Source organism: Streptomyces sp. NPDC001868 (assembly GCF_040297125.1).
In the GTDB taxonomy this organism is placed as follows: Bacteria; Actinomycetota; Actinomycetes; order Streptomycetales; family Streptomycetaceae; genus Streptomyces.
This window is the reverse complement of record NZ_JBEOYO010000050.1, coordinates 42,000-67,334: the sequence shown is the minus strand read 5'-3', so window position 1 is coordinate 67,334 and position 25,335 is coordinate 42,000. Positions and strand designations below refer to the sequence as shown.

General features: G+C 69.4%; 25 protein-coding genes and 1 tRNA gene. 25 read left to right on the top strand and 1 reads right to left on the bottom strand.

What is annotated here, in order from left to right; translation table 11 throughout:
- Window positions 1-363 precede the first annotated feature (363 nt).
- The 16 genes from ABT147_RS37515 (at window position 364) to ABT147_RS37440 (ending at window position 11,727) form a co-directional block, all read left to right on the top strand.
- The gene (locus ABT147_RS37515; RefSeq protein ID WP_351414822.1) at window positions 364-663 is read left to right on the top strand and encodes a hypothetical protein; all 300 of its coding nucleotides are present in this window, start codon (window positions 364-366) and stop codon (window positions 661-663) included.
- The gene (locus ABT147_RS37510) at window positions 660-1,109 is read left to right on the top strand and encodes a Pycsar system effector family protein (protein ID WP_351414820.1); all 450 of its coding nucleotides are present in this window, start codon (window positions 660-662) and stop codon (window positions 1,107-1,109) included. The genes ABT147_RS37515 and ABT147_RS37510 overlap by 4 nt, the downstream gene beginning before the upstream one ends.
- A complete protein-coding gene (locus ABT147_RS37505; protein WP_351414819.1) occupies window positions 1,106-2,095 on the top strand; it encodes a DUF2637 domain-containing protein in 990 nt (329 codons plus the stop codon). Before ABT147_RS37510 ends, ABT147_RS37505 begins: the two co-directional genes overlap by 4 nt.
- A complete protein-coding gene (locus tag ABT147_RS37500; RefSeq protein ID WP_351414818.1) occupies window positions 2,092-2,742 on the top strand; it encodes a GGDEF domain-containing protein in 651 nt (216 codons plus the stop codon). The genes ABT147_RS37505 and ABT147_RS37500 overlap by 4 nt, the downstream gene beginning before the upstream one ends.
- Window positions 2,742-3,125, top strand: coding sequence for an RRQRL motif-containing zinc-binding protein (locus ABT147_RS37495; protein WP_351414816.1), 384 nt, complete (start codon window positions 2,742-2,744; stop codon window positions 3,123-3,125). Before ABT147_RS37500 ends, ABT147_RS37495 begins: the two co-directional genes overlap by 1 nt.
- Before the next feature lie 80 nt (window positions 3,126-3,205).
- Window positions 3,206-5,461: a P-loop NTPase family protein gene (locus ABT147_RS37490; protein ID WP_351414814.1), complete on the top strand. Its 2,256-nt coding sequence runs from the start codon at window positions 3,206-3,208 to the stop codon at window positions 5,459-5,461.
- Between the two features lie 140 nt (window positions 5,462-5,601).
- The gene (locus tag ABT147_RS37485) at window positions 5,602-5,853 is read left to right on the top strand and encodes a hypothetical protein (RefSeq protein ID WP_351414811.1); all 252 of its coding nucleotides are present in this window, start codon (window positions 5,602-5,604) and stop codon (window positions 5,851-5,853) included.
- A 35-nt stretch (window positions 5,854-5,888) separates the two neighbouring features.
- Window positions 5,889-6,077: a hypothetical protein gene (locus tag ABT147_RS37480; RefSeq protein WP_351414809.1), complete on the top strand. Its 189-nt coding sequence runs from the start codon at window positions 5,889-5,891 to the stop codon at window positions 6,075-6,077.
- 11 nt (window positions 6,078-6,088) lie between these two features.
- Window positions 6,089-6,694, top strand: coding sequence for a hypothetical protein (locus tag ABT147_RS37475; protein WP_351414806.1), 606 nt, complete (start codon window positions 6,089-6,091; stop codon window positions 6,692-6,694).
- A 3-nt stretch (window positions 6,695-6,697) separates the two neighbouring features.
- Complete coding sequence (locus ABT147_RS37470; RefSeq protein ID WP_351414804.1) at window positions 6,698-6,829, top strand: hypothetical protein; 132 nt, start codon at window positions 6,698-6,700, stop codon at window positions 6,827-6,829.
- A 17-nt stretch (window positions 6,830-6,846) separates the two neighbouring features.
- On the top strand, window positions 6,847-7,311 hold the full coding sequence (locus ABT147_RS37465) for a hypothetical protein (RefSeq protein WP_351414802.1): 465 nt from the start codon (window positions 6,847-6,849) through the stop codon (window positions 7,309-7,311).
- Window positions 7,312-7,400: 89 nt separating this feature from the next.
- A complete protein-coding gene (locus tag ABT147_RS37460) occupies window positions 7,401-8,300 on the top strand; it encodes a bifunctional DNA primase/polymerase (RefSeq protein ID WP_351414800.1) in 900 nt (299 codons plus the stop codon).
- Window positions 8,297-9,454: an AAA family ATPase gene (locus ABT147_RS37455; RefSeq protein WP_351414797.1), complete on the top strand. Its 1,158-nt coding sequence runs from the start codon at window positions 8,297-8,299 to the stop codon at window positions 9,452-9,454. Before ABT147_RS37460 ends, ABT147_RS37455 begins: the two co-directional genes overlap by 4 nt.
- Window positions 9,451-9,645, top strand: coding sequence for a helix-turn-helix transcriptional regulator (locus ABT147_RS37450; protein ID WP_351414795.1), 195 nt, complete (start codon window positions 9,451-9,453; stop codon window positions 9,643-9,645). Before ABT147_RS37455 ends, ABT147_RS37450 begins: the two co-directional genes overlap by 4 nt.
- A gap of 305 nt (window positions 9,646-9,950) precedes the next feature.
- Entirely contained in the window at window positions 9,951-11,099 is a 1,149-nt protein-coding gene (locus ABT147_RS37445; protein WP_351414792.1) for a tyrosine-type recombinase/integrase, read from the top strand.
- Between the two features lie 355 nt (window positions 11,100-11,454).
- A complete protein-coding gene (locus ABT147_RS37440) occupies window positions 11,455-11,727 on the top strand; it encodes a hypothetical protein (protein WP_351414790.1) in 273 nt (90 codons plus the stop codon).
- A 346-nt stretch (window positions 11,728-12,073) separates the two neighbouring features.
- Here ABT147_RS37440 and ABT147_RS37435 read toward each other — a convergent pair.
- Window positions 12,074-12,145 (bottom strand) — tRNA-Arg (locus ABT147_RS37435).
- 195 nt (window positions 12,146-12,340) lie between these two features.
- On the opposite strand from ABT147_RS37435, the gene ABT147_RS37430 reads away from it, so the two are divergent.
- The 9 genes from ABT147_RS37430 to ABT147_RS37390 all read left to right on the top strand — a co-directional run bounded on the left by ABT147_RS37430 (window position 12,341) and on the right by ABT147_RS37390 (window position 25,318).
- Window positions 12,341-12,853 carry a response regulator gene (locus ABT147_RS37430; protein ID WP_351414829.1) on the top strand — a complete coding sequence of 171 codons (513 nt, stop codon included), beginning with the start codon at window positions 12,341-12,343 and terminating at the stop codon, window positions 12,851-12,853.
- A 221-nt stretch (window positions 12,854-13,074) separates the two neighbouring features.
- Window positions 13,075-14,208, top strand: a complete 1,134-nt coding sequence (nrtL, locus tag ABT147_RS37425; RefSeq protein ID WP_351414788.1) for an ArgS-related anticodon-binding protein NrtL — start codon at window positions 13,075-13,077, stop codon at window positions 14,206-14,208.
- 192 nt (window positions 14,209-14,400) lie between these two features.
- Window positions 14,401-15,792: a diaminopimelate decarboxylase gene (gene lysA / locus ABT147_RS37420; protein ID WP_351414785.1), complete on the top strand. Its 1,392-nt coding sequence runs from the start codon at window positions 14,401-14,403 to the stop codon at window positions 15,790-15,792.
- A 175-nt stretch (window positions 15,793-15,967) separates the two neighbouring features.
- Entirely contained in the window at window positions 15,968-17,260 is a 1,293-nt protein-coding gene (locus ABT147_RS37415; RefSeq protein ID WP_351414783.1) for a homoserine dehydrogenase, read from the top strand.
- Window positions 17,261-17,266: 6 nt separating this feature from the next.
- The gene (gene thrC / locus ABT147_RS37410; protein ID WP_351414781.1) at window positions 17,267-18,325 is read left to right on the top strand and encodes a threonine synthase; all 1,059 of its coding nucleotides are present in this window, start codon (window positions 17,267-17,269) and stop codon (window positions 18,323-18,325) included.
- 355 nt (window positions 18,326-18,680) lie between these two features.
- Window positions 18,681-19,634 carry a homoserine kinase gene (gene thrB / locus ABT147_RS37405; RefSeq protein ID WP_351414779.1) on the top strand — a complete coding sequence of 318 codons (954 nt, stop codon included), beginning with the start codon at window positions 18,681-18,683 and terminating at the stop codon, window positions 19,632-19,634.
- A 407-nt stretch (window positions 19,635-20,041) separates the two neighbouring features.
- Window positions 20,042-22,090, top strand: a complete 2,049-nt coding sequence (rho, locus tag ABT147_RS37400; protein ID WP_351414777.1) for a transcription termination factor Rho — start codon at window positions 20,042-20,044, stop codon at window positions 22,088-22,090.
- A gap of 151 nt (window positions 22,091-22,241) precedes the next feature.
- Window positions 22,242-23,981: a trypsin-like serine protease gene (locus ABT147_RS37395; RefSeq protein WP_502983227.1), complete on the top strand. Its 1,740-nt coding sequence runs from the start codon at window positions 22,242-22,244 to the stop codon at window positions 23,979-23,981.
- Window positions 23,982-24,193: 212 nt separating this feature from the next.
- Complete coding sequence (locus tag ABT147_RS37390; protein ID WP_351414775.1) at window positions 24,194-25,318, top strand: LCP family protein; 1,125 nt, start codon at window positions 24,194-24,196, stop codon at window positions 25,316-25,318.
- The last annotated feature ends 17 nt before the right edge of the window (window positions 25,319-25,335 follow it).

Here is a 25,335-nt window from a genome sequence, read left to right as displayed (position 1 = left end):
GAACGGGGCTATCCAGGAGGGCTCCGACGCCGTGATCACACCAGCCACGACAAGATCATCTCACCCGCGACCAGCAGTTACGGGACAACGCTTAGCCAAGGACGACCCGAGTCGTACAGGTGCGAAGTCGAGCGTCGCCGCCATCGCCGCCACTCTGTAGGTACATCGAGCGCGAGGGGCTCGCGGAACGTCAACAACCGAAGGGCTTGACACGGCGAACCTCTCACAGCACGATGAGGAACACGTAACACATGTTCCTCATGGAGGGCGTGTATCGACGCGCACATGTTCGGCGGCGGGACTCCCCAGCAAGGTCGCCTGCCGCCGGACCTCTCCCTGTCCCATCGATTCAGGAGAACGTCCATGCGTACGTACATCGGCCGTCAACAGGCCGTATCGGCTGAGGACTTCGTGGAACTGGCCCTCGGTACCCCGGTTGAGCTGTGGCTCGGGGCGGAGGGTGAGAGCGAGATGGAGCGCGCGGCTCGGATGGACGCGGCGCGCGACATCCTGGCCGACCCGGAGTACAGCAACCTGCCGGACGACGTGGCCCGTATCGCCGCTGAGGTGATCGAGGCGCACGCGCCGGAGCTGTTCAACGTCATCCCCCTGATGCGCCCGGCCGGGTTCCGTCGGTCCTCCCGGAAGGGGGCTGCGGCATGAGCATCCCGGAGACGAAGCTCACGGCCGCGCACGCTGAGGTGAAGGCCGAGATCGCGCGGACCGACAACAAGACCGCTCTGTTGCTGGCGTTCGTCGGCGCGGTGCTGGCCGGGGCCTGGACGGTCGCCAAGGACATGCCGCTGAGCACTGCTTCCTATGTGGTGGGCGGCGCGGGTATGGCGCTGTTGGTCGCTGCGGCGGGTCTGCTGCTGCGGTCGGTGCGCCCGAATCTGCGCGGTCGGCACGGCTTCCCGCTGTGGGCGAGGCTCACCGCTGAGGAGATCACCGCCCATCTCCATGAGGACCGTCTCAGCGCGGACATCGCGGGTCTGTCCCGCCTCGCGGTGGCCAAGTTCCAGGGTCTGCGCCGTGCGGTTGACCTCATCTGCGCGGGTGGCGCGCTGCTCATCGTCGCGGCCCTGATCGTGGCTGGGGGTGCGGCATGACGACGACGCAGAGCATCGAGCGTCCGGCGGTGCCGCCGCTGACGAAGCCGGAGATGGGGCTCGCCGGATTGGGCGCGCTCGCCGCGGCCGGGGTTGGGGCCCTGGGCCTGATCGCCTCGTTCGACGCGATCTCCTCTGCTGCCGCCCGGTGGGGTTTCGGTGAGCCGTGGATGTTGCCGGTTGGTATCGACGTGGCCATTCCGGTGTTCACCGTGGCCAACCTGCTGTTGATCCGGATGGACATGGCACTGGCTTGGGTGCGGTTCGTGCCCTGGGTGCTGACGCTGATCACGTGTGGGCTGAACGTCGCCGCTGGTGAGTCGCTGTGGGCGAAGGTGGCACACGGCACGATGCCGCTGCTGTGGGTGGTGTTCTCCGAGATCGGCGCCCACATCTACGCCGTACGGATCGGCGCCGCGACTGGCCGGCGGATGGAGAAGGTGCGGTTCTCCCGGTGGATGCTGTCCCCGCTGTCGACGTTCGGTCTGTGGCGGCGGATGACGCTGTGGGAGATCACGTCGTACTCCGAGGCGCTGAAGCGTGAGCGTGAGCGGCAGTTGGCCCGTGCCCGGCTCCGTGAGGAGCATGGTCGGCGGTGGCGGTCGAAGACCCCGCGCCCGGAACGCGTGCTGCTGAAGCTGGGTGAGCTTGCCCCGGCGAGCGAGGATGTCCCGCCTGTGCCGCCGACGGTGGCGGAGAAGCCGAAGCCGGAGGCGCCCAAGCCGCCGCGCAAGCGCCCGGCCAGCACCAAGGGTAAGGCGACGAAGGCGCCGCGGACCCCGGCGGAACTGCTCACCGAGGCACGCGCGGCTACGGCCGATTGGACGGACGACGCGGTCAACGCGGAAGCCATCCGCACCACCCTGCACTGCTCTGCCGCGAACTCCCGTGTCCTGCGTGACCTGCTGCTGAACGAGCGGGCCGAGGGGCGCCGCCTGCACTCCGTCGACGGCGACGACGAAGGCACCGAGGGGGCGGCGGCATGAACACCATGCTGACCATGCTCGCCGCGGCGGCTCCGGTCGCCTCCGGCTGGACGGCCCACACGCTGTGGCTGCGGCGGCGCCTGAACGTCGCCCGTCGCGACCCGCTGACCGGGCTGCGGACACGCGAGGCATTCACCCGCCGCGCTACCGCCCTGTTGAGGGACCCGCGCGCGGTCGTGTTGCTGGCCGACGTCGACAAGTTCAAGCAGATCAACGACACCTTCGGGCACGCGGCCGGGGACGCGCTGTTGCAGGCGACTGCGGCCCGGCTCGCCCACCACGTCGGCCGGTCCGGGGTGGCCGGGCGGCTCGGGGGCGATGAGTTCGCCGCCGTCCTGATCGACGACCACGGCACCGCCGGAGACATGCTCGCTGTACTGCACGGCGTGCTCGCCCGCCCGGTCGACGGCCAGGACTCGGCCGTACACACCACGGTCTCTCTCGGCTGGGTGCGCGCCGCCGACTTCCCCGCCGACGACCTGTCCGCGCTGCTGCGGCGGGCCGATGAGGCGATGTACGCGGCCAAGCAGGCTCGCGTCGGTACCCGCCGTGCGGGGCTGGGTCGGCTGTTCGCCACCGTCACCGGGCGGCGCGCAGGCCGTACGGGCGCCCGCGCGGACGCTCCGGTCGTGGGGGTGGCTGCCTGATGTCGACCTACGCCAAGTGCTTCGACCCGCACGGCACCCGGTTCGGCATCCCCACGTTTCCTTGGCGGTTCGCCCCGGACGGCTACGCCACCCGCCGACAGTTGCGCGAGAAGGGGCTGCGGCCGGGCGGACAGCCGGTCGCCGCGCAGGTGATGCGCCGCCACCGGGGCCGCAAGTCCGGCGTTCAGGTCGCCTACCTCTACCGCATCGACTGCGCGAAGCCGGTCCGGCCGATGACCTCGCGCAAGTGGGACGCGCTCGCCCTGGCGATGCTCGCCCGCCGCACCTGCCCGCAGTGCCGGTTGACCTACAGCTACTGCATCCCGACCTCGCTCGGGGTGTGCGTCCCCTGCGCCTACCCCGAAGACCAGCGCGCCGCCTGACCCGCTCAACACGGGGCCCGGTCTCAACCGACCAAAGCAGCGGCCGGGCCCCGCATCCCTCCCGAAAGAAGGAACCCCAAGTGAAGCACCCCGACGACGACAACGAACTCTTCAACCGACTCGAAGCCGAGATGGCCACCGACTCCAAGGGTGACGTGGTCGACCTGGACAAGGCACGGTCGGCCCGTACTGAGTCGGCCGACAGCACCCCCGACGCGTCGCCCGACTCCACGCCCGACCGGTCGGCCGACTCGAAGCCGACCGAGTCGGCCGACTCGGAGACGGGGGAGTCGGACGACTCCGGCCCGGCTCTGGTCGACCGTCCGGCGCCGACTCGGTCGGGCCCCGGTCTGATCGACCGCATCCGCGACTCCAAGCGGCTGGACATCATCCCGGTGTGGATGAAGTCGGGCGCGGAGTTCAAGGACGCGATGGGCTGGCTGGCCGGGCACGTGGGGCACACCATCGCCTTTCACGCGGTCCGCGTGCCGTTCCTGTATGTGCCCAAGCTCATCTGGCGCTCGCCGAGCGGGCTGGTCAACGCTCTGGGCAGGATCGGCCGTTGGGCGGTCGACGCGGAGGGCGAGCCGTTGCGGCAGGCGGAGGCGCGCCGCGAGAACTCCGAGCTGTACCTGAAGCTGTCCCGGCAGCGGGACCGCCGGGTACGGCTTCGGATGCTCCTTACGGTCCTCGGAGGGCTGTTCGCCCTGGTTGTGGGCCTGTTCCTGGTGTTTGGGGCGGCGCTGATGACACAGGTCATCGCTGCCACGGTCGCCGTGCTGACGCTGGGCTGGTTGGGTGCGCCGGCGGATGCGCCGCTGGCTTCCCGCGCGGTCATCAAGACTGAGGTGCAGAAGCTCACCAGCGACATCGTGGTCAAGGCCATGGCGTCGATCGGTATCGGGCAGATTGCATCGGCGGTCGCCAAGGGACAGGACGGCATCCGGTTCGTCGCGCCGATCACCCGCGAAGGTCCGGGCTGGCGCGCTGACATCGACCTGCCGTTGGGCGTGACCGTTGCCGACGTGGCCGACCGGCGTGCCCGGCTCGCCTCCGGCCTGCGTCGCCCGCTGGGTTGCGTGTGGCCTGACGCCGACCCCAACGAGCACGAGGGACGGCTCATCCTGTGGGTTGGTGACCGGGACCTGTCGAAGACTGGCACTGTGAAGTGGGCGCTCGCGAACGTGCGCAAGCACGACATCTTCAAGCGCGTCCCGTTCGGCATCGACCCGCGCGGCCGTGCTCAGTCCGTGCCGATGATCCAGCACAACATCCTGGTCGGCTCGCTGCCCGGCCAGGGCAAGACCGCCTCCGTGCGCGTGCTGGCCTGCGGCGCCGCTCTTGACCCGTCGGTGGAACTGTGGCTGCACGAGAACAAGGGCACCGGTGACCTGGACTCCCTCGAATGCGTCAGCCACCGGTTCGTCTCCGGCATCGACGACGACTCGATCCGGTACGCGGCCGACTCCCTGAAGCTGCTGCGCGAGGAAGTCATGCGGCGCGCGGCTGCGATCAAGAAGCTGCCGCGGGATCTGTGCCCGGACAAGCGCGTCACCCGCGCCATCGCTGACAAGCGCTCGCTGAAGCTGTGGCCGCTGGTCGGTGTGTTCGACGAGTGCCAGAACCTGTTCGCGCACCCCAAGTACGGCAAGCAGGCTGGTGACGATGCGGAGTTCATCATCAAGCTCGGTCGCGCCCTGGGTGTGATCCTCGTGCTGGCCACGCAGCGCCCCGACAAGGACTCGCTCCCGACCGGCATCAGCGGCAACGTCTCCATCCGCTTCGCTCTCAAGGTCGCCGGACAGGTCGAGAACGACATGATCCTCGGTACGAGCGCGTACAAGAACGGCGTGCGCGCCACGTCGTTCCGTCCGGAGATCGACGCCGGTAACGGCTACCTCGCTGGAGCAACCGCGCTCCCGGTCGTGGTCCGCACCGCCTACCTGGACGACCCGGCCGCTAACGCCATCGCGCAGCGTGCCTACGCCCTGCGCAAGGCCGAAGGCACCCTGTCCGGGCACGCCCTCGGGGAGGACACCGAGAGCACGTCGGGCCCGTCGTACGACCTGCTTGCCGACGTGGCCGCGGTCGTGCCGCCGTCGGAGAAGCGCGTATGGAACGAGCGGATCGCCGCCCGGCTCGCGGAGCTGCGGCCGGAGGTCTACGGCGGCTGGAAGGGCGAGAACGTCACCAGCGCACTCAAGCCGCACGGCATCAAGACCACCGGCGTGGCCGGGACGACCGACGACGGCGAGCGCACCACCCGCCGCGGCATCGTCCGCGACGACCTCACGAAGGCCATTGCGGAGCGTGACGAAAACCGGGGCGCCGCCTAACCCCGCCGGACCGCTACCGGTAGCGGGCTCACCTGCTACCGGTAGCACCCCCGCTAGCACCCCACATAGCACCTGATCTGCCATCTAGCGCATAGCACCCCACCTGCGAAAACCCCGGAAACCCCGAGAAAGGGCCCCCGATGACCCTCATCGCCCCTACTATCGCCTGCCTGCTGCTCGTCACGCTCGGTTACAGCTCTCTGTGTGCGGCCAGTCCGTTCGGCACCTGCCGCAAGTGCAACGGCTTCGGCTTCGCCACCACCACCGACCGCAAGGGACGCCCCAAGCGCGGCAAGAGCTGCCGCCGCTGCAAGGCCACCGGCAAGCGCATACGCGCCGGGCGCTGGATCTTCAACCGTGCCCAGCGGATCTACCGCGAAGGCACCAACTGAACACCCAACCACACCACTCGAAGGAGGTTCCGCCCGTGGCCGTCACAGTCTCGCTCGTGGCCCTGTTCGGACTCGTCCTGTTCTTCCTGCTGCGCTCCAAGTCCCTCGGCTACGGCGCCGCATTCACCGCCGCCGCCTTCGGCTTCTTCCTCGCCTCCACCGGCGCATCCGGCCCCATCAACGAACTCACCGCCGCCGTCATCGACGCCTTCCAGCAGTTCTGAGGAGTCCGGCCATGAACGAACAAATCATCGCCCGGCACTGGCTCGCCATCATCACGCCCAAGGCGGCGCCCGCCATCGCCACATCTACCGTGCTCATCCTGGCCCGCATCTGGAACGCCAACGGCGCCGAACACTCCCTCGGCAACGCCGTGCTCATGACCGTGCTGTCCCTCGGAGCCGCGGCGGCCGGCGCCTGTGCCTCGCTCGGTCGCTCCGGTGACGGCGTGCTCGCCGGGACCGCGTTCGCCGCCTCCGGCGGGCTCGCCCTGGCCGGAGTCGCCGGATACGCCGACGGGCTGTCCCTGCCGCTGCTGCTGTGGGCGCTCACCACCGCTGTCGCCTACGGGCTCGCCGCCCGGTACTGGTGCACCGACCGGCGTGAGCGCGTGGCGTACGAGCGGCACGTGAGCGACCGCCGCGAGGAACGCGCCCACATCGAACGCGTCGAAACCCTCCGCGCCACCACACAGATCGAGGCGGCCCGCACCGGCGCCGCCTACGCCGAACAGCTCGCCTCCGCTCTGGTCACGCGTGCCACCCTGCCCGGCTTCGACCCTGCTGCCCTGGCAGCCGCCGGACTCCCCGAACTCCCCTCCAGCACCGCCAAGGAGCACTGACCCATGGACGACTTCGACCCCTACGACTGCGACCTGTGCAACCCCGCCGACGGCAGCGAGCCGTACGAGCACCCGCACTGCTGCGGCTGCGGCGCCGATGGCAGCAGCGAACGCCCCGACTGCACCTGCGACTAGAACCCGAGAGGAACCCCATGTTCGAGATCCGCGTCATCAGCGACCCGGCCGACACCGACCGCGTTGCCAACGCACTCCGCGCGACGTTCGCCACCGGTGCCGTACGCCACTCCTACACCCGCGACCGCAAGCGGAACATCCTGTACGTCACCGCCGACCACCGCTCCGAGCCGGAAGACGGGCTCGCACCGGAAGAGGCGTACGCGCTCGCCCCGAGCATCATCAGCGAGATTGGGTGGACAGCCCGTACCGCGGCCGACAGGCCGATCTACGACGGTCTGAACCGGCAGTTCTGGCTCCGCAAGGCCGCGCTGCTGGACCGGATCGCGCTGAGCGATGAACCCGACAGCGTCGCCAACGACGCGGCCGACCTCGCGACCCGAGCCGCGCAGCGACTGATGGAGCTGGACGACACGGCCGGTATCTGCGACCCGCGCCACTACGTCCGGCAGCAGTACGCCGCTTGGGCCAAGAACAAGTAACAACGCCGCGGCGGCGGGACTCCCCAGCAAGGTCGCCCGCCGCCGCGGTTCTCCCTGCCCATCCGAAGACAGAACAGGAGATCCCCAGCATGCCGTACCCGGACGGCTCTGCCCAGCTCGCCGCCGCGCTTGACGCAGCGTCGCGCGACTGGCACATCTTCCCCCTCCGGCCCGGAGACAAGCGCCCCGCCATCTCTGCGTGGGAACAGCGCGCCACCACCGACCCGGACCGCATCACCCGCTGTTGGACGCACGCCCCCTACAACGTCGGTATCGCCACCGGCCCCTCCGGTCTGGTTGTCATCGACCTGGACAGGCCCAAGCACCCCGACGACACCCCGCCGGCCGATTGGGCCGCGCACGCGGTCACCGACGGCGCCGACGTGCTCGCCGTACTCTGCGCGCGCCACGGCCAGCCGTTCCCCGGCAACACCTACACAGTCCGCACATGGAGCGGCGGCACGCACATGTACTTCGCCGCACCCGCGGGTGAGCCCCTGCGCAACACCGCCGGGGACAGCGCCCGCGGGCTGGGCTGGAAGGTCGACACGCGCGCCGTCGGCGGACTTGTCGTCGCTGCGGGCAGCACCTTCGACGGGCACCTTTACAAGGTCGTCCACAAGGTTCCTGTGGCGCCGCTGCCGGGCTGGCTCGCCGAGCTGCTGCGTCCGGCTCCGCTGCCTCCGCAGCGACCGGTCACGGTTGCCCTCGGAGGCCACGGGAGGCGCACGGCGTTCCTGAACGCCGCAGTCAACGGCGAGTTGGCCCGCGTGACCAACTCCGGCGAGCACGAGCACAACACGAGCCTCTACCTCGCCTCCGTCGCCCTCGGACAGCTCGTAGCCGGGGGCGAGTTGAGCGAAGGGGACGTGACCGGCTGGCTCCTGTCCGCCGGGCTTCGGGTCGGCCAGGGCGAGCGCGAGGCACGGGGCACCATCGCCTCCGGCCTGCGTGCCGGAGCACGACGCCCCCGGACGGTCGCAGCATGAGCGCCAACCCCATCCCGCCCCTGCACCTGTACTCCGTGCCCAGCGACGCCGAGCCAGCACGCCCGGCGCCGCCCAAGAGGGAGCGCCCGCGCACCGCATGGACGGCCGATCAGCTCATGGCCGCCCACTTCCCCGAGCCGAAATGGGCCGTGCCTGGCATCCTCGCCGAAGGCGTCAGCGTGCTCGCCGGACCGCCCAAGGTCGGCAAGTCCTGGCTCTCTCTCGGCCTGGGCCTGTCGGTCGCGGCCGGAGGCACGGCGTTCGACTCCGTACCCGTACAGGGCGGACCCGTGCTCTACCTCGCCCTCGAAGACACCCCGCGCCGACTCCAGACCCGCATGGGCAAGCTCTTGGGCGGACAGCCAGCCCCCGCCGGGCTCACCCTGGTCACCGAATGCCCGCCCTTCCCTCAAGGCGGCATGGAAGCCATCGCCCAGTGGTTGGAGCGCAACCCCGACGCGCGCATGGTCGTCATCGACGTGTTCGCCAAGATGCGCGGGAACGCACCACAAGGAGTGTCGGCATACGACGCGGACTATGTCGCCGTCGGCTACGCCAAGCGCCTCGCCGACCACTACGGCGTTGCCGTTGTCCTCGTGCACCACGTGCGCAAGGCAGCCTCCGAGGACTTCCTCACCGAGGTCTCCGGCACCAACGGCATCGCCGGAGCCGCTGACGCCACGCTCGTACTGAAGCGAGCCCGCGGCCAGGCAGACGGCATCCTGCACGTCACCGGCCGCGACGTGGACGAAGCCGAGTACGCCCTCAGCTTCCAATCCGCCTCCGGCGCCTGGCACCTGTTGGATGGACCGGTCACCGACCACACCGTTAGCGACACACGCGCCACAATCCTGCGCTACGTCCGCGCCCACCCCGGTGCCAGGCCCAAGGACATGGCGAGCGAACTGCCGAACGTCGACCTCGACACGATCCGCCGCACCTGCAACCGCATGGCCGACGCCGGACAGCTCACCAAGGACCCCGGCGGCCGGTACTACCCCGACACCGAGACCCGGACACAGGGCGCCCAAGAGGTGTCCGCACTGTCCGGCTGTCCGGTTACCTCCTCTGACCAGCACGAACACCCCGGACAGTCGGAGTTGGAGCTGTCCGGCCTGTCCGGTGCGGACGAAGCCGAAGGGATGGCGGGATGAGTGCCCGTACGCAGGACGAAAAGATGACTGTTCAGGAGGTCATCGATGATCTGAAGGTTGCCCCGTCGACCTTCTACCGGTGGCGCCAACTCGGCAAGGGCCCTCGCTCGATCAAGCTTCCCAACGGCGACGTACGGATTCGGCGGTCTGAGTACGAGCGTTGGCTCACAGAGCGGGAGGACGCTGCGTGACTGCGAATGACGAAACCCCTGCTCTCCGACCACACGGAGAGGCAAGGCCGGGTTACTCCCTCGATATCCGGCTTTGGAAGGTCACGAAGGTCAACCGGAAAGCGCGCCCGTACCAACTGCGGTAGGTCGTAGGTGGGAAGGTAAGTAGCGCGACGTTCGCCACGTCGGCACTCGCCGAAAATCGCAGCTCGGAATTGCGGCAGGCGATGCGCAGAGGCGAGGCTTTCGAGATCGAAAGCGGACAGCCTGAATCCGAAGTCCGCGCGGTAGAAGAAGCGGCGAAAGCCTCACAAGAAGTGCCATCGTTGCGGTGGTTCGAGTTCTGCCGGAAGTACGTTGCCGGGCGGTGGCGTACGAGCGCAGCCAAGACCCGAGAGGGCATGGCGGACGGTCTTGCAGCTGTTTCACTCGCCATGGTCAAGCACGGGGAGGGCGCTCCCTCGGATGAGCAATTGCGGTTGGCCTTCCGGTGGGGGGTCGTGCCCGCGAATGCAGGGGAGGATCCGCCAGCCGACCTCAAAGCCGCGTACGACTGGCTCACAACGACGGACCGCCCAATAGGCGATGTGGCAGACGCTGCGGTGTTCGAAGACGTGCTCTACCGCCTCGGATACAAGCTGGACGGCACCCCAGCGGCGGGCGACACATACAGGCGCCGCCGCCGTGCCCTGAACACCACACTCGAACACGCGGTGGTTACGGGTGATCTCTCGGAGAACCCGCTTCAGCGCGTCCGCCGTAAGCACGTCGGCTCCAATGATGTGGTGGACCGGCGTGTCCTCGTGAACGCCCTACAGGCCCGTCAGTTGCTCGCGGCAGTCTCCTACGTCGGGTCGTGGGATCGGTGCCGTGGGAGGCGTCTGGTGGCCTTCTATGCGGTCCTGTACTACGCGGGCCTGCGTCCGGCTGAGGCGGTTGGACTGAGGCGGTCTGACTGCCATCTCCCAGAGGCAGGCTGGGGCACGCTGACGCTCCGGGAGACGCGTCCCGTCTCCGGGAAACAGTGGACCGACTCAGGAGAGCGGCACGACCGGCGCGGGCTCAAGGCACGGGAGACCAAGAGCGACCGACCGGTGCCTATCCCGCCCGTTCTTGTGGCGATCCTGCGGACTCACCTGGACACGTTCGGCACGGCCAAGGAAGGACGCGTATTCGGAAACGAGCGCGGGGGAGTGGTCGGCTCATCCACCTACTGGCGAGTGTGGGAGGAAGCGCGGGAATACGCGCTCCCACCGGAGCGCGTCGAATCGCCGTTGGCCGGACGCCCCTACGACCTGCGGCACGCGTGCATCACGCGATGGTTGAACGCGGGGGTGCCGATCGCCGAGGTAGCCCGGCGGGTAGGCAACTCTCCCGAGGTGATTCACCGCCGCTACCACGGCTGCATCGACGGTCACGAGGAAGCCGCCAACGCGAAGATCACAAAGGCGCTGGAGGAGGAGGGCGACGCATAGCGCGAAGGGTCGTGACCTTGGCCAATGAAGTCAACGCGTGTTATGCGTGGTGCAATTCGGGATATTTTTTGCATCACCCATGTTCACCGGCCGTGTCGCCACGGTCCTAAATGTCGGAAATGGCGTCAATAAAGGTTCGCCAGTGGCCAGTTTCTAGAACAATCAGGGTGAGTGTGGTGCATGTCACATATCTTGAGTGCCTGAGAAACCCCCTGATACCGGTTAGAAGCCAGCGCACCAACAGGGGCGCTCCCGCAGGCCTTTGGCCGCAGTCTGCCCCCGGCATGACTGCGGCCCCCTGGTGCAACAGGGGGCCGCCGGGCAATTCGAGACTCCAAGGGAAAGGGCCTCACCCGTGGCTCACTGTAATGACGAATCCTCTGAACGTCAGAAGAAGGGGGCACAGGTCACCCCGCGCTGGCGCAGCCGCCTCGTCTCCGGCGGGGTGTCGGTCGGCGGCCTCGCGCTCAGTGTGAGTCTGCTGTCCGGCGTCGTGGAGCCGGACGTGGCGACCGCTCTGGCGGCCGTGGTCGGCAGTGCCGTCACATCCGTCGTACTCCTGTCCCGCAGTTCTTCCCCCGCTCCGGCGGGCTCGGACCGGAGTGACGGGGTGAGTCTGGAGAAGTAGTGGAAGCTCCTACCGATGGCCCCGGGCACGGCGATGTGTCCCGGGGCATCGGCTTCGAGTGTGCTTACGGCACCCTTTCGGGCGCCCCGCGTGGCGCCGGCCGATCGGCGCAAAACCTCCGGCGAGCAGCCCGCCAATCCCTCATCCACCGGGTCGTCCTTGCCGCGGCTGGCGCGCGACGCCTTGCAAATGATGAGTGTGTCGGAGGCGTGTCGCGTGTATCGCAGATAGTGCGTAGACAGTGAGAGACAACAAGAAGAAGCGGGAGTCAGTGAGACTGACTCCCGCCCTTTTCTGTCGGCATCCGCCCAGGTCAGAACATGATTCCAGGTCTCTGACTGGCGAGTGCCCCCGGCAGGATTCGAACCTGCGCACACGGCTCCGGAGGCCGTTGCTCTATCCCCTGAGCTACGGGGGCGTGTCGGGCGCCTTGTTCGGCGGCGACGGGTAGAACCCTACCAGCTCTCCGGGGGAGATCATGAACGGGTTTTGGGGGGTGGAAGGAGGGGCTGAGCTTGGGGGAGACCGCCCGCAGGGGGCGGAAGTGGGGAAAACCCGGACGCGGCGGTGGGCGCGGACCTACTCTCAAGTTGTGCCAGGCGCGTCCGGCCGGGTGCTTGTTGTGGACGACAACAAGGTCATCCGGCAGCTGATCAGGGTCAACCTCGAGCTGGAGGGCTTCGAGGTGGTGACCGCGGCCGATGGTGCCGAGTGCCTGGACGTCGTTCATCAGGTGCGGCCCGACCTCATCACCCTCGATGTCGTGATGCCCCGGCTCGACGGCCTCCGTACCGCCGCCCGGCTCCGCGGTGACCCCCGCACCCGACGTCTTCCGCTCGCCATCGTCAGCGCCTGTTCGCAGTACGAGGTCGAGGCCGGGCTCGGCGTCGGCGTCAACGCGTTCCTCGCCAAGCCCTTCGAGCCGGCCGAACTCGTCGCCCTCGTCCGGCAGTTGGTGGAGCGAGGGAACGCCGATGGCGGCGAGGCCGGACCGTACGGCGTCGGAGCCGATGGCCCCACCCCCGCCGGTGCCCCCGCCGGCGCCCCGGCCGGCGGCACCGGCGGCGCGAGCGAACACACCGAGTGTGCGGAGCGCGGAGAGCGCGCCGGCCGAACCGGAAGCTGACCTGGGGAGGTAGTAAGAGGGAGAAGGGTCGCAGGGGGTGAGAGGTCGCAGAGGCCTCGGGGAGCCGCCCACGACGCCACTTCGCTTCCCCTCCCGGCCGTGTCCGCGCGGCGCATGAACCTCGCCGCCTCGGCCGCACCGCCACCCCCACCTGTCCACATCCCGGACCCCAAACCAAACCGGCTCGCATACCCACCCCCCTCCTCCCATACGCTTGTCCCGTGACCCCCGTCGAGCTCTCCCGTACCGTGCTGCGCGCGGTGCGTCGTGCTGTGGATGAGGGGGAGCTGAGTGTGGCGGTGCCCGTACGGGCCGTGGTCACGCCGCCGGGGCCCGGGGGGAGCGGGGACTACGCGACGAACATCGCGTTGCAGCTGGCCCGGCCCGCGGGGCGACCGCCGCTGCAGGTCGCCGAGATACTGCGGCCCCACCTCAGCCGTACCGAGGGCGTCGCCGCCGTCGAGATCACCGGCCCGGGGTTCCTGAACATCCACCTCGACCGGGCCGCCGTCGCCTCCCTCGTACGCCGGATCCAAGGAGCCGAGGGCACCGGGGACACCAGGAACACGGAAGGCACCGGGGACGCCGAAGGCACCGGGAACACCGAAGGCACCGGGGGCACCCGGGACGGTCAAGGCCCCGCCCCCCTCCCGTACGGTCACAGCGACGCCCTCGCCGGGCAGGTCGTGCGGCTGCGGATCCCGTACGACATCCGTGCCGAGGTCGTCGCGGACGCGCTCGTACGGATCATCGCCAGCCAGGGCGGTCGCGTCGAGGTCGACCACATCAGCTCGCGCGACCCGGACGAGCCCGGTGATGTCATCGACCTCCGCCCCGTCCCCGCCCCCGAAGACCCCACCCCCCTCGGCCCCGACGCCCTCCGCTGGGCCCTTCTGCACCCGGCCGCCCACGACCGCCCCCGGATCACCGCGGACCTCCTCGTGCAGCGGGCCGGCAACCCCCTCTTCCGGGTCCGTTACGCCCACGCCCGAGCCCGCGCGCTCACCCGCAACGCCGCGGCCCTCGGCTTCACCAGCACCCCTGGCACCCCTGACGCCCCGGACACCCCGGGCGCCCCCGACGTCACCACCCTGACCACCCCCCTCCTCACCGCCCTCACCGAATACCCCCCCACCCTCACCCGAGCGGCCACGCACCGCGCTCCCGACCGGCTCGCCCGGCACCTGGTCGTCCTCGCCGACGCCCTGCTCGCCTTCCAGCACACGGTGCTGCCGCGCGGCGACGAGAAACCCTCGGCCGCCCACCGGGCCCGGCTGGCGCTTGCCGAAGCCACCGGGACGGTGCTGGCCGGCGGCCTGGCCCTGCTCGGCATCGACGCACCCCGATATCTCTGAAACACCTCTGAGCGAGCCCGCGAAGCCATAGCCCAAAGCCCAAAGCCGCAAGCCAAAGTCCAGGCCCAAGCCCAAGCGTCCAGGTCCTAGGCCCAAGCCCAAGCCCAAGCCAGCGTCCAGGCCCGAAGCCCAAGCCCAAGCCCAAGCCCACGCGCGCCACAGCCCAGAGCGCACACAGAAAGCCGTACAGACATGAGCCGTTCCGCACACCCCGCCGGGCCCCGTCACGCCGATGTGCTCCCCGAGGGGCACTACGCCGCCCCGCCCGCCGACCTGAACACGCTCGACCCGAAGGTGTGGGCCCAGACCGTCACCCGTACGGACGACGGAGTCGTCAGCGTCGGCGGGATCGATGTGAAGGCGCTCGCGGAGGAGTTCGGTACGCCGGCGTACTTCGTCGACGAGGCCGACTTCCGGGCGCGGGCGCGCGCCTGGCGTACGGCGTTCGGGCAGGACGCCGACGTGTTCTACGCCGGGAAGGCGTTCCTGTCCCGGGCCGTCGTGCGCTGGCTGCACGAGGAGGGGCTCAACCTCGACGTCTGCTCCGGCGGTGAACTCGCGACCGCGCTCTCCGCCGGGATGCCCGCCGACCGCATCGCCTTCCACGGCAACAACAAGTCCACCGACGAGATCCACCGTGCCGTCGAGGCCGGCGTCGGCCGGATCGTGCTCGACTCCTTCCAGGAGATCGTGCGGGTCGCCCACATCGCCCAGTCGCTCGGCAGGCGGCAGAAGGTGCAGATCCGCGTCACCGTCGGCGTCGAGGCCCACACGCACGAGTTCATCGCCACCGCCCACGAGGACCAGAAGTTCGGGATCCCGCTCGCGGGCGGGCAGGCCGCCGAGGCCGTACGGCGGGCGCTCAAGCTCGACGGGATCGAACTCATCGGCATCCACAGCCACATCGGGTCGCAGATCTTCGACACCTCCGGGTTCGAGGTCGCCGCCCACCGTGTCGTCGGGCTGCTCAAGGCCATCCGTGACGAGCACGGGGTCGAGCTGCCCGAGATCGACCTCGGGGGCGGCCTCGGGATCGCCTACACCAGCGACGACGACCCCCGCGAGCCGCACGAGATCGCCAAGGCGCTCACCGAGATCGTCAACCGCGAGTGCGACGCCGCCAAGCTGCGCACCCCCCGTATCTCCGTCGAGCCGGGCCGCGCCATCGTCGGGCCCACCGCCTTCACGCTCTACGAGGTCGGCACCATCAAGCCGCTGGACGGGCTGCGGACGTACGTCTCCGTGGACGGGGGCATGTCCGACAACATCCGGACCGCGTTGTACGACGCCGAATACAGTGTGGCCCTCGTCTCCCGTACGTCCGACGCCGAGCCGATGCTCGCCCGTGTCGTGGGCAAGCACTGCGAGAGCGGGGACATCGTCGTCAAGGACGCTTTCCTGCCGGCGGACCTGGCACCGGGTGACCTGATCGCCGTACCGGCCACCGGCGCGTACTGCCGTTCCATGGCGAGCAATTACAACCACGTCCTGCGCCCGCCGGTCGTTGCCGTCAATGATGGTGAGGCCCGTGTCATCGTCCGCCGGGAGACGGAGGAGGATCTTCTCCGGCTCGACGTCGGATGATTCGGCAGGAGTTCCCCGCGCAATACAAATCCGGGCCGAAAGATCTCCGTCGTGCGGCCCCGAGAAAATGAAATTGATGTCTCACGATCCGGACGAGGGATAGAAACTCCCGTCCGGTGAGTGAGACTGGTCCCACCGTGTTCGGTATGTCGGTATGTGAAGGAAACGAGGTCGGATGATGCGTACGCGTCCGCTGAAGGTGGCGCTGCTGGGCTGTGGGGTCGTCGGCTCAGAGGTGGCGCGCATCATGACGACGCACGCCGACGATCTCGCCGCACGCATCGGTGCCCCGGTCGAGCTCGCGGGTGTGGCCGTCCGGCGGCCCTCCCGGGTGCGTGAGGGCATCGACCCGGCGCTCGTCACCACCGACGCGACCGCCCTGGTCAAACGGGGGGACCTCGACGTCGTCGTCGAGGTCATCGGCGGTATCGAGCCCGCCCGCGCCCTCATCACCACCGCGTTCGAGCACGGCGCCTCCGTCGTCTCCGCCAACAAGGCCCTCCTCGCCCAGGACGGCGCCGCGCTGCACGCCGCGGCGAACGAGGCCGGCAAGGACCTCTACTACGAGGCCGCCGTCGCCGGTGCCATCCCGCTGATCCGGCCGCTGCGCGAGTCCCTCGCCGGCGACAAGATCAACCGGGTGATGGGCATCGTCAACGGCACGACGAACTTCATCCTCGACAAGATGGACACCACGGGCGCCGGTTATCAGGAGGCCCTCGACGAGGCCACCGCCCTGGGATACGCGGAGGCCGACCCGACCGCCGATGTCGAGGGCTTCGACGCCGCCGCCAAGGCCGCGATCCTCGCCGGTATCGCCTTCCACTCGCGCGTCCGGCTCGACGACGTGTACCGCGAGGGCATGACCGAGGTGACGGCGGCCGACTTCGCCTCCGCCAAGAACATGGGCTGCACCATCAAGCTCCTCGCCATCTGCGAGCGGGCCGCGGACGGCGGCTCCGTCACCGCGCGCGTGCACCCCGCGATGATCCCGCTGACCCACCCGCTCGCCTCCGTGCGCGGCGCGTACAACGCCGTGTTCGTGGAGTCGGACGCCGCCGGCCAGTTGATGTTCTACGGGCCGGGCGCGGGCGGTGCCCCCACCGCCTCCGCCGTGCTCGGCGACCTCGTGGCCGTGTGCCGCAACCGGCTCGCGGGCGCCACCGGACCCGGCGAGTCCGCGTACGCCGCCCTGCCGGTCTCGCCGATGGGCGAGGTCGTCACCCGCTACCACATCAGCCTCGACGTCGCCGACAAACCGGGAGTTCTCGCCCAGGTGGCGACCGTGTTCGCGGAGCACGGAGTGTCGATCGATACGGTTCGGCAGCAGGGCAAGGACGGCGAGGCCTCTCTCGTCGTCGTCACTCACCGCGCCTCCGACGCCTCCCTCACCGGGACCGTCGAGGCGCTGCGCAACCTCGACACCGTGCGGGGTGTCGCCAGCATCATGCGGGTTGAAGGAGAGTAACCAGCAATGACCCACCAATGGCGCGGAATCATCGAGGAGTACCGGGACCGGCTGCCCGTCTCCGACAGCACGCCGGTCGTGACGCTCCGCGAGGGCGGCACGCCCCTCGTACCCGCGCAGGTGCTCTCCGAGCGCACGGGCTGCGAGGTCCACCTCAAGGTCGAGGGTGCCAACCCGACCGGGTCCTTCAAGGACCGCGGTATGACCATGGCCATCACGCGCGCGAAGGAAGAGGGCGCGAAGGCCGTCATCTGTGCCTCGACGGGCAACACCTCTGCCTCCGCGGCCGCCTACGCCGTCCGCGCGGGCATGGTCTCGGCCGTGCTCGTCCCGCGCGGGAAGATCGCGCTGGGCAAGATGGGCCAGGCCCTGGTGCACGGCGCGAAGATCCTCCAGGTCGACGGCAACTTCGACGACTGCCTCACCCTCGCGCGTGAACTGAGCGACAACTACCCCGTCGCGCTGGTCAATTCGGTCAACCCGGTGCGCATCGAGGGCCAGAAGACCGCCGCGTTCGAGATCGTGGACATGCTGGGCAACGCCCCCGACATCCATGTCCTGCCGGTGGGCAACGCGGGCAACATCACGGCGTACTGGAAGGGCTACAAGGAGTACGCCGCCGACGGCATCGCGGCCCGGACCCCCCGCATGTGGGGATTCCAGGCCTCCGGTTCCGCGCCCATCGTGCGCGGCGAGGTCGTCAAGGACCCGTCGACGATCGCCACCGCGATCCGTATCGGCAACCCCGCGTCCTGGAGTTACGCCCTGGCCGCGCGGGACGAGTCGGGCGGCTTCATCGACGAGGTGACGGACCGTGAGATCCTGCGCGCCTACCGGCTGTTGGCCGCTCAGGAGGGTGTGTTCGTGGAGCCCGCCTCCGCCGCCTCCGTGGCCGGTCTGCTGAAGGCCGCCGAGGCCGGCAAGGTCGACCCGGGCCAGACCATCGTCTGCACGGTCACCGGCAACGGTCTGAAGGACCCGGACTGGGCCGTCGCGGGTGCTCCGCAGCCGGTCACGGTCCCGGTGGACGCGGCGACGGCGGCCGAGCGTCTCGGTCTCGCGTAGCCTTCGGGCATCCGAGGAACATCTCCGGCGGAGTCCCGTGTATCCCCGGAGGATCTTCTCGCCCAGCCGTTCGAAAAGGCCTGGGAGTCGCGCGTAGACGCCGATTCCCGGGGGATAACCCTGACAGGACCCGACAGGGGGTGCACAGGGGGCTTACGACACGCATCGTGCGCCTCCTGTGCGCCCTATGTCGCCACAGAACCTTCCTTCGATAGGCTGTAGTGAACCCGCCCGCCGCATATGCCCCGCAAGGGTGCGGCGCCGCGCCGTCCTGAACGGCCGCAGGGTCCTCACGTACGCATCGAATGTCATTCGACAATCGTCAATCCCGCAGCTCAAGGAGAGTCATCGAGCGATGGCCGGTCCAGCGTTCCGCGCCGCCGCCGTACGGGTGCGCGTCCCCGCCACCAGCGCCAACCTCGGCCCGGGCTTCGACGCCCTCGGCCTGTCGCTGGGGCTCTACGACGACGTGGTCGTCCGGGTGGCCGACTCCGGCCTGCACGTCGACATCGCGGGGGAGGGCAGTGAGACCCTCCCGCGCGACGAGCGGCATCTGCTCGTCCGCTCCCTGCGCACCGCCTTCGACCTGTTGGGCGGCCAGCCCCGGGGCCTCGAGATCGTGTGCGCCAACCGCATCCCGCACGGCCGCGGCCTCGGCTCCTCCTCCGCCGCCATCTGCGCCGGCATCGTCGCCGCCCGCGCCGTGACCATAGGCGGGGACAACCGGCTCGACGACGCCGCGCTGCTCGAACTGGCCACGGAGATCGAGGGCCACCCCGACAATGTCGCGGCCTGTCTCCTCGGCGGCTTCACGCTCTCCTGGATGGAGGGCGGCGCCGCGCGGGCGATCAGGATGGATCCCGCGGATTCCATCGTTCCGGTGGTTTTCGTCCCCGGAAAGCCCGTTCTGACGGAGACGGCGCGCGGACTGCTCCCGCGCACCGTCCCGCACGTCGACGCAGCGACCAACGCGGGCCGGGCGGCCCTCCTCGTGGAAGCCCTGACCAGGCGCCCCGAGCTGCTGCTGCCCGCCACCGAGGACCGGCTGCACCAGGAATACCGGGCGCCCGCCATGCCGGAGAGCGCGGCCCTGGTCGAGCGACTGCGGGCCGACGGCGTCCCGGCGGTCATCTCCGGCGCCGGACCCACGGTCCTGGCCCTGGCCGACCACGCCAGTGCCGACAAGGTGGCCGATCTCGCGGGCGCGGGCTGGGCCGCCAACCGGCTGGACCTCGACGCCCGAGGGGCGTGCGTCCTGCCGCTCACCACCACCGTTGCCGAACCCGGCGCCGGCAGCGGCGACGCGTAGGGCGTCCGGTTGCCGGATTTCGAGAGGGGGAATGTTTGTTGGATCCGGTAGTGTTAACCTCAAGTCTGCACCTGCCCCAGCCATGGCGAGGTGCTTATCGTCCCCGTCAGGGACAACCATTCTTCCGGGAGTCTCCCAAGCCGCACTGTGCTTCGTACGTCAAGCTGTACGCCGTACGCAGGCACTGAGCGGTCTGCCGAGCAGGCTCCGGAACAGGCGTGGCCGAGCCGCGTGACACAGACACTCAGTGCCACGGCCCGGACAAGCGCCGAATCACCAGAAATTTTCCTCCGCCGCCTTTGGCGGACCACCGCCCCGGCACGGTCCACCCGAACAGGGCCGAAGCCGGACAGCACAAACGGTCGCCGAGCCAGAAGGCCGACGTCCGCTCCAGGGAAGGACCCTTCGTGAGCGACACCACCGATCTGATGGGCGCACGTGTCGAGGACACCGCTGCCGCGCCCGCCACGGACGCCGCGCCTGCCAGCGGTGCCGGCTCGCGGCGGCGCCGCGGCACCGGCCTAGAGGGCATGGTGCTGGCCGAGCTGCAGCAGGTCGCATCCGGCCTCGGCATCAGGGGCACCGCGCGTATGCGCAAGAGCCAGCTGATCGAGGTCATCAAGGACGCGCAGGCGGGAGGGGGTGCCCCGGCGAAGGCCGAGGCAGCCACCGAGACCAAGCCGAAGCGCCGCGCCACCTCGAAGGCGCGCACGGGTGACGACGCGGCCCCGGCCGAGAAGCCCGCCGCCAAGAAGGCCGAGGCGCCGGCCGAGAAGGTCGACAAGACCGAGAAGGCCGTCGCCCAGCAGCAGATCGAGATCCCCGGCCAGCCGGCCGGCGGCGACGAGGCGCCCACCGAGCGCCGCCGGCGCCGTGCGACCGCCGACGCGGGCAGCCCCGAGACCGTCACCGCCGAGGCCAAGAGCGAGCCCAAGGCCGAGACGCCCGCCCAGGCCCAGGCCGAGGTCAGGGGCGACGCCGGTGACCAGGGCGAGGGCCGTCAGGGCCGCCGCGAGCGCGGCCGTGACCGCGGTGAGCGTGGCGACCGCACCGACCGTGCCGAGCGCGGTGAGCGCGGCCGTCGGGGCAAGGGCGACGAGCAGCAGGGCGGCGGTGGCCAGCAGCAGCGCGACCGCGGCCAGCAGCAGGGCCAGCAGCAGGGCGGCGGCCGTCAGGACCGCCAGCGTGACAACGGCCCGCAGGACGACGACGACTTCGACGGCGGACGCCGTGGCCGTCGCGGCCGCTACCGGGACCGCCGGGGCCGTCGCGGGCGCGACGAGATCGGTACGCCGGAGCCGCAGCTCGCCGACGACGACGTCCTGATCCCCGTCGCGGGCATCCTGGACATCCTCGACAACTACGCGTTCATCCGTACGTCGGGCTACCTGCCCGGCCCGAACGACGTGTACGTGTCGCTCGCCCAGGTCCGCAAGAACGGCCTGCGCAAGGGTGACCACGTCACCGGCGCGGTCCGTCAGCCCAAGGACGGCGAGCGCCGCGAGAAGTTCAACGCGCTCGTCCGGCTGGACTCCGCGAACGGCATGGCCGCCGAATCCGGGCGCGGGCGCCCGGAGTTCAACAAGCTGACGCCGCTCTACCCGCAGGACCGGCTCCGTCTGGAGACCGACCCGGGCGTGCTGACGACCCGCATCATCGACCTCGTCGCGCCGATCGGCAAGGGCCAGCGCGGTCTGATCGTGGCCCCGCCGAAGACCGGCAAGACCATGATCATGCAGGCGATCGCCAACGCGATCACGCACAACAACCCCGAGTGCCACCTGATGGTCGTCCTCGTCGACGAGCGTCCGGAAGAGGTCACCGACATGCAGCGGTCGGTGAAGGGCGAGGTCATCTCCTCGACCTTCGACCGCCCGGCCGAGGACCACACGACGGTCGCCGAGCTCGCCATCGAGCGTGCCAAGCGGCTCGTCGAGCTGGGCCACGACGTGGTCGTGCTGCTCGACTCGATCACGCGTCTGGGCCGTGCGTACAACCTGGCGGCGCCGGCCTCCGGCCGCATCCTGTCCGGTGGTGTCGACTCGACCGCCCTGTACCCGCCGAAGCGCTTCTTCGGTGCGGCCCGCAACATCGAGGACGGCGGCTCGCTGACCATCCTCGCCACCGCGCTGGTGGACACCGGGTCCCGCATGGACGAGGTCATCTTCGAGGAGTTCAAGGGCACGGGCAACGCCGAGCTCAAGCTCGACCGGAAGCTCGCGGACAAGCGGATCTTCCCCGCGGTGGACGTGGACGCGTCCGGCACGCGTAAGGAAGAGATCCTGCTCGCCCCCGACGAGCTCGCCATCGTCTGGAAGCTGCGCCGGGTGCTGCACGCCCTCGACCAGCAGCAGGCGGTCGAGCTGCTTCTCGACAAGATGAAGCAGACGAAGTCGAACGCCGAGTTCCTGATGCAGATCCAGAAGACGACGCCGACCCCCGGGAACGGCGACTAGTCCACCGGTCCGCCGGTAGGCACGGCACAACGCCGGGGCCATCCTCACTTTGTGAGGGTGGCCCCGGTTTCGTATGGGACACGTGTACGATCACGTCTTCACGTTGTGATCAACCTTTGCACTCCCAGGGGGGAATTGAGTGGCTAGACCCTTGTCCGGAGCCATAGCCGCCGCGATAGCCGGGACGCTGTTGTTGTCGTCCGCGAGCGGGGCGAACGCCGACACCACCTCGACACCCGACGAGCTGGATGTGCGGGTCGCCAAGGCGATGGCCGCGGACGACACCGCAGGTGTGGCGAAGCGCGAACCGTCGACGAGCGCGAGTTCCGACGACGGCCCGGGGCGGTCCGCCCAGATCATCGGAGGCTCCGAGACCACGATCGCCTCGGCGCCGTGGATGGCGCAGCTCTGGTACTACGACCCGATCCAGGACCTCGGCTTCTTCTGCGGCGGCACGGTCGTCTCACCGACGAAGATCCTCACCGCCGCGCACTGCGTCGACAAGGACTACTACAACTGGGTCGAGTACGGCGCCATCGTCACCGGCACCGACCAGCTGCCCACGGCCGTCCTCGACGACGAGGGCAACTATCTGAGCACGGACTACCACGGCGGTACCGTCACCGAGCTCTCGCGTCAGTGGAACCACTCCTCGTGGAACGAGGAGGCGATCGACAACGACGTCGCCGTGCTGACGCTGGCTAAGCCCGTCAAGGCCACGCCGATCAAGATGACGACGTCGGACGACACCACGTCCTACAAGGCCGGCACCAAGGCCAAGGTCTACGGCTGGGGCCGCACCAGCTCCACCAGCCAGGACATCTCGCAGACGCTGAAGACGGCCACGCTGCCGATCGTCAGCGACACGACCTGTGGGAACACCTGGGGCAGCTACTTCGTCAAGGGGCACATGGTCTGCGCGGGCCCGCCCGCGGGCGGCTCCGACGCCACGACCACCGCCACCTGCAACGGTGACTCCGGTGGCCCGCTCGTCGTCAACAACAAGGTCGTCGGCGTCGTCTCGTGGGGCGTCACCGACTGCGTGTACAAGGGTGCCTACCCGGTCTTCGCCAAGGTCAGCAAGTACACCGGTGTGACCTACCCGCGGGTCGACGACACCGCCATCACCGCCGACGGCAAGGCCGACGTCTTCCTGCGCAACAAGGAGACCGGCACGGGCTATGTCCGCGCCTCGACGGGCTCCAAGCTCGCCGACCGCAAGTCCCTGACCGCCGAGGGCAGTTGGAAGGGCTACAACCTCGTCCAGCAGACCGACCTGAACCGGGACGGCCACCAGGACTACGTCCTGCGCCGCGCCTCCGACGGTGACGTCTTCTGGCGGCGGCGGTCGGCCTCGTCCAGCACCTGGACGACCACGCTGCTCTTCGACAACTGGAAGACCCGCACCCGGATCGTCACCCCCGGCGACGTCACCGGTGACGCCCTGCCCGACCTGCTCTCGGTCGACTCGGCGGGCGCGCTGTGGATCTACCCGGGCAAGGGCACCGGTTCCTTCGGGACCCGGGTCAAGGTCGGCACGGGCTGGGGCCAGTACAACGCGGTCGTCGGTCACGGCGACTTCACCGGCGACGGCAAGGCCGACCTGATCGCGCGCACCAAGACCGGCTCGAACGTCTACCTCTACAAGGGCACCGGCAAGTCCGGCACAGGCGCCTTCGCCGCCCGCGTCAAGGTCCGCTCCAGCTGGACCGACTTCAACGCGCTCGTCACTCCCGGTGACGTGAGCGGCGACGGCAAGGCGGACCTCCTGGCCCGTACGAAGGCCGGCACGCTGTACCTCTACAAGGGCACCGGCAAGGCCACGAGCGAGATCTTCAGCACACGGGTCTCGGTCGGCAGCAGCTACGCCCAGTACGACCTGCTCGGCTGAAACACCAGGTGAGCCCGGTCCCGCCGGGCTCATCCGTCACACACGGTGCCCATCGCTTCTTACGCGATGGGCACCGTTCGTTGTGCAACCCTTTCCGGGATTCCTCCGTCTGACCGAGCGGAGTGACCATGCGTCGGTACGGCCCTGTCCGAACCGACAGGCCTGGGCCCGAGCGCAGGGGGTAACCGACCGGAAAGAGAACCGAGGAGCAGATGTCCGCCGACAGCACGCTGGAACCCGGCACCACCGGCCCGCGCCACCGCGCTGCCAAGGGCCGCCGCCGCAAGACACGTGGCAAGCACGACAAGGCGGTGCTCGTCACCGCCTGGACCGCCGCCGGAGTTCTCGTACTGGGCGGTACGGGCGCGGGCTACCTGTACTTCCACCTCAACGGCAACATCAAGAGCGTCGACATCAACCAGGCCCTCGGCACCGACCGGCCCGTCGACGTCGACAACGGCTCGCAGGACATCCTCGTCCTCGGTTCCGACACCCGCTCGGGCAGCAACAAGAAGCTGGGCGGTGGTGTCGACGACGGCAGCGCCCGCTCCGACACGGCGATGATCGTGCACGTGTACGAGGGCCACAAGCGGGCCAGTGTGGTCTCCATACCCCGGGACACCCTGGTCGAGCGGCCGGAGTGCACCGACGCGAACGGCAAGACGCATCCGGCCGCCTCGTACGCGATGTTCAACTCCGCGTACTCCACGGGGGGCGCGGCGTGCGCGGTGAAGACCGTCGAGTCCATGAGCGGGATCCGCATGGACCACTACGTCGAGGTCGACTTCGCGGGCTTCGAGAAGCTGATCGATGTCCTCGGCGGGGTCGACATCACCACTACGAAGGACATCAAGGACCCCGACAGCCATCTGGACCTCAAGGCCGGGGAGCACACGCTCACGGGCAAGCAGGCGCTGGGCCTCGTCCGGACCCGGCACGGGGTGGGTGACGGGTCCGACCTCGGGCGTATCCAGCTTCAGCAGGCGTTCATCAAGGCCCTCATCGAGCAGGTCAAGGACGTCGGGATCTTCAGCAGCCCCAGGAAGCTGTACGACCTCGCCGACACCGCGACCGACGCGGTCACCACCGACTCCGACCTCGACTCCGTCAAGGACCTCGCCTCCTTCGCGTCCGGGCTCAAGGGCATCAGCTCCAAGAACATGACCATGGTCACGATGCCCGTCCAGTACGACCCCGACGACCCCAACCGCGTCCTGGTCGACAAGACCAAGTCCCAGCAGGTCTGGGCGGCACTCAAGGCCGACCGGACAATCCCGAAGTCGGCGACCAAGGGGACGGCGACGGGGGCGGCCGACGGGGTCGTGGCTTCGTCCTGAGGGTGACTGCGGGCTTC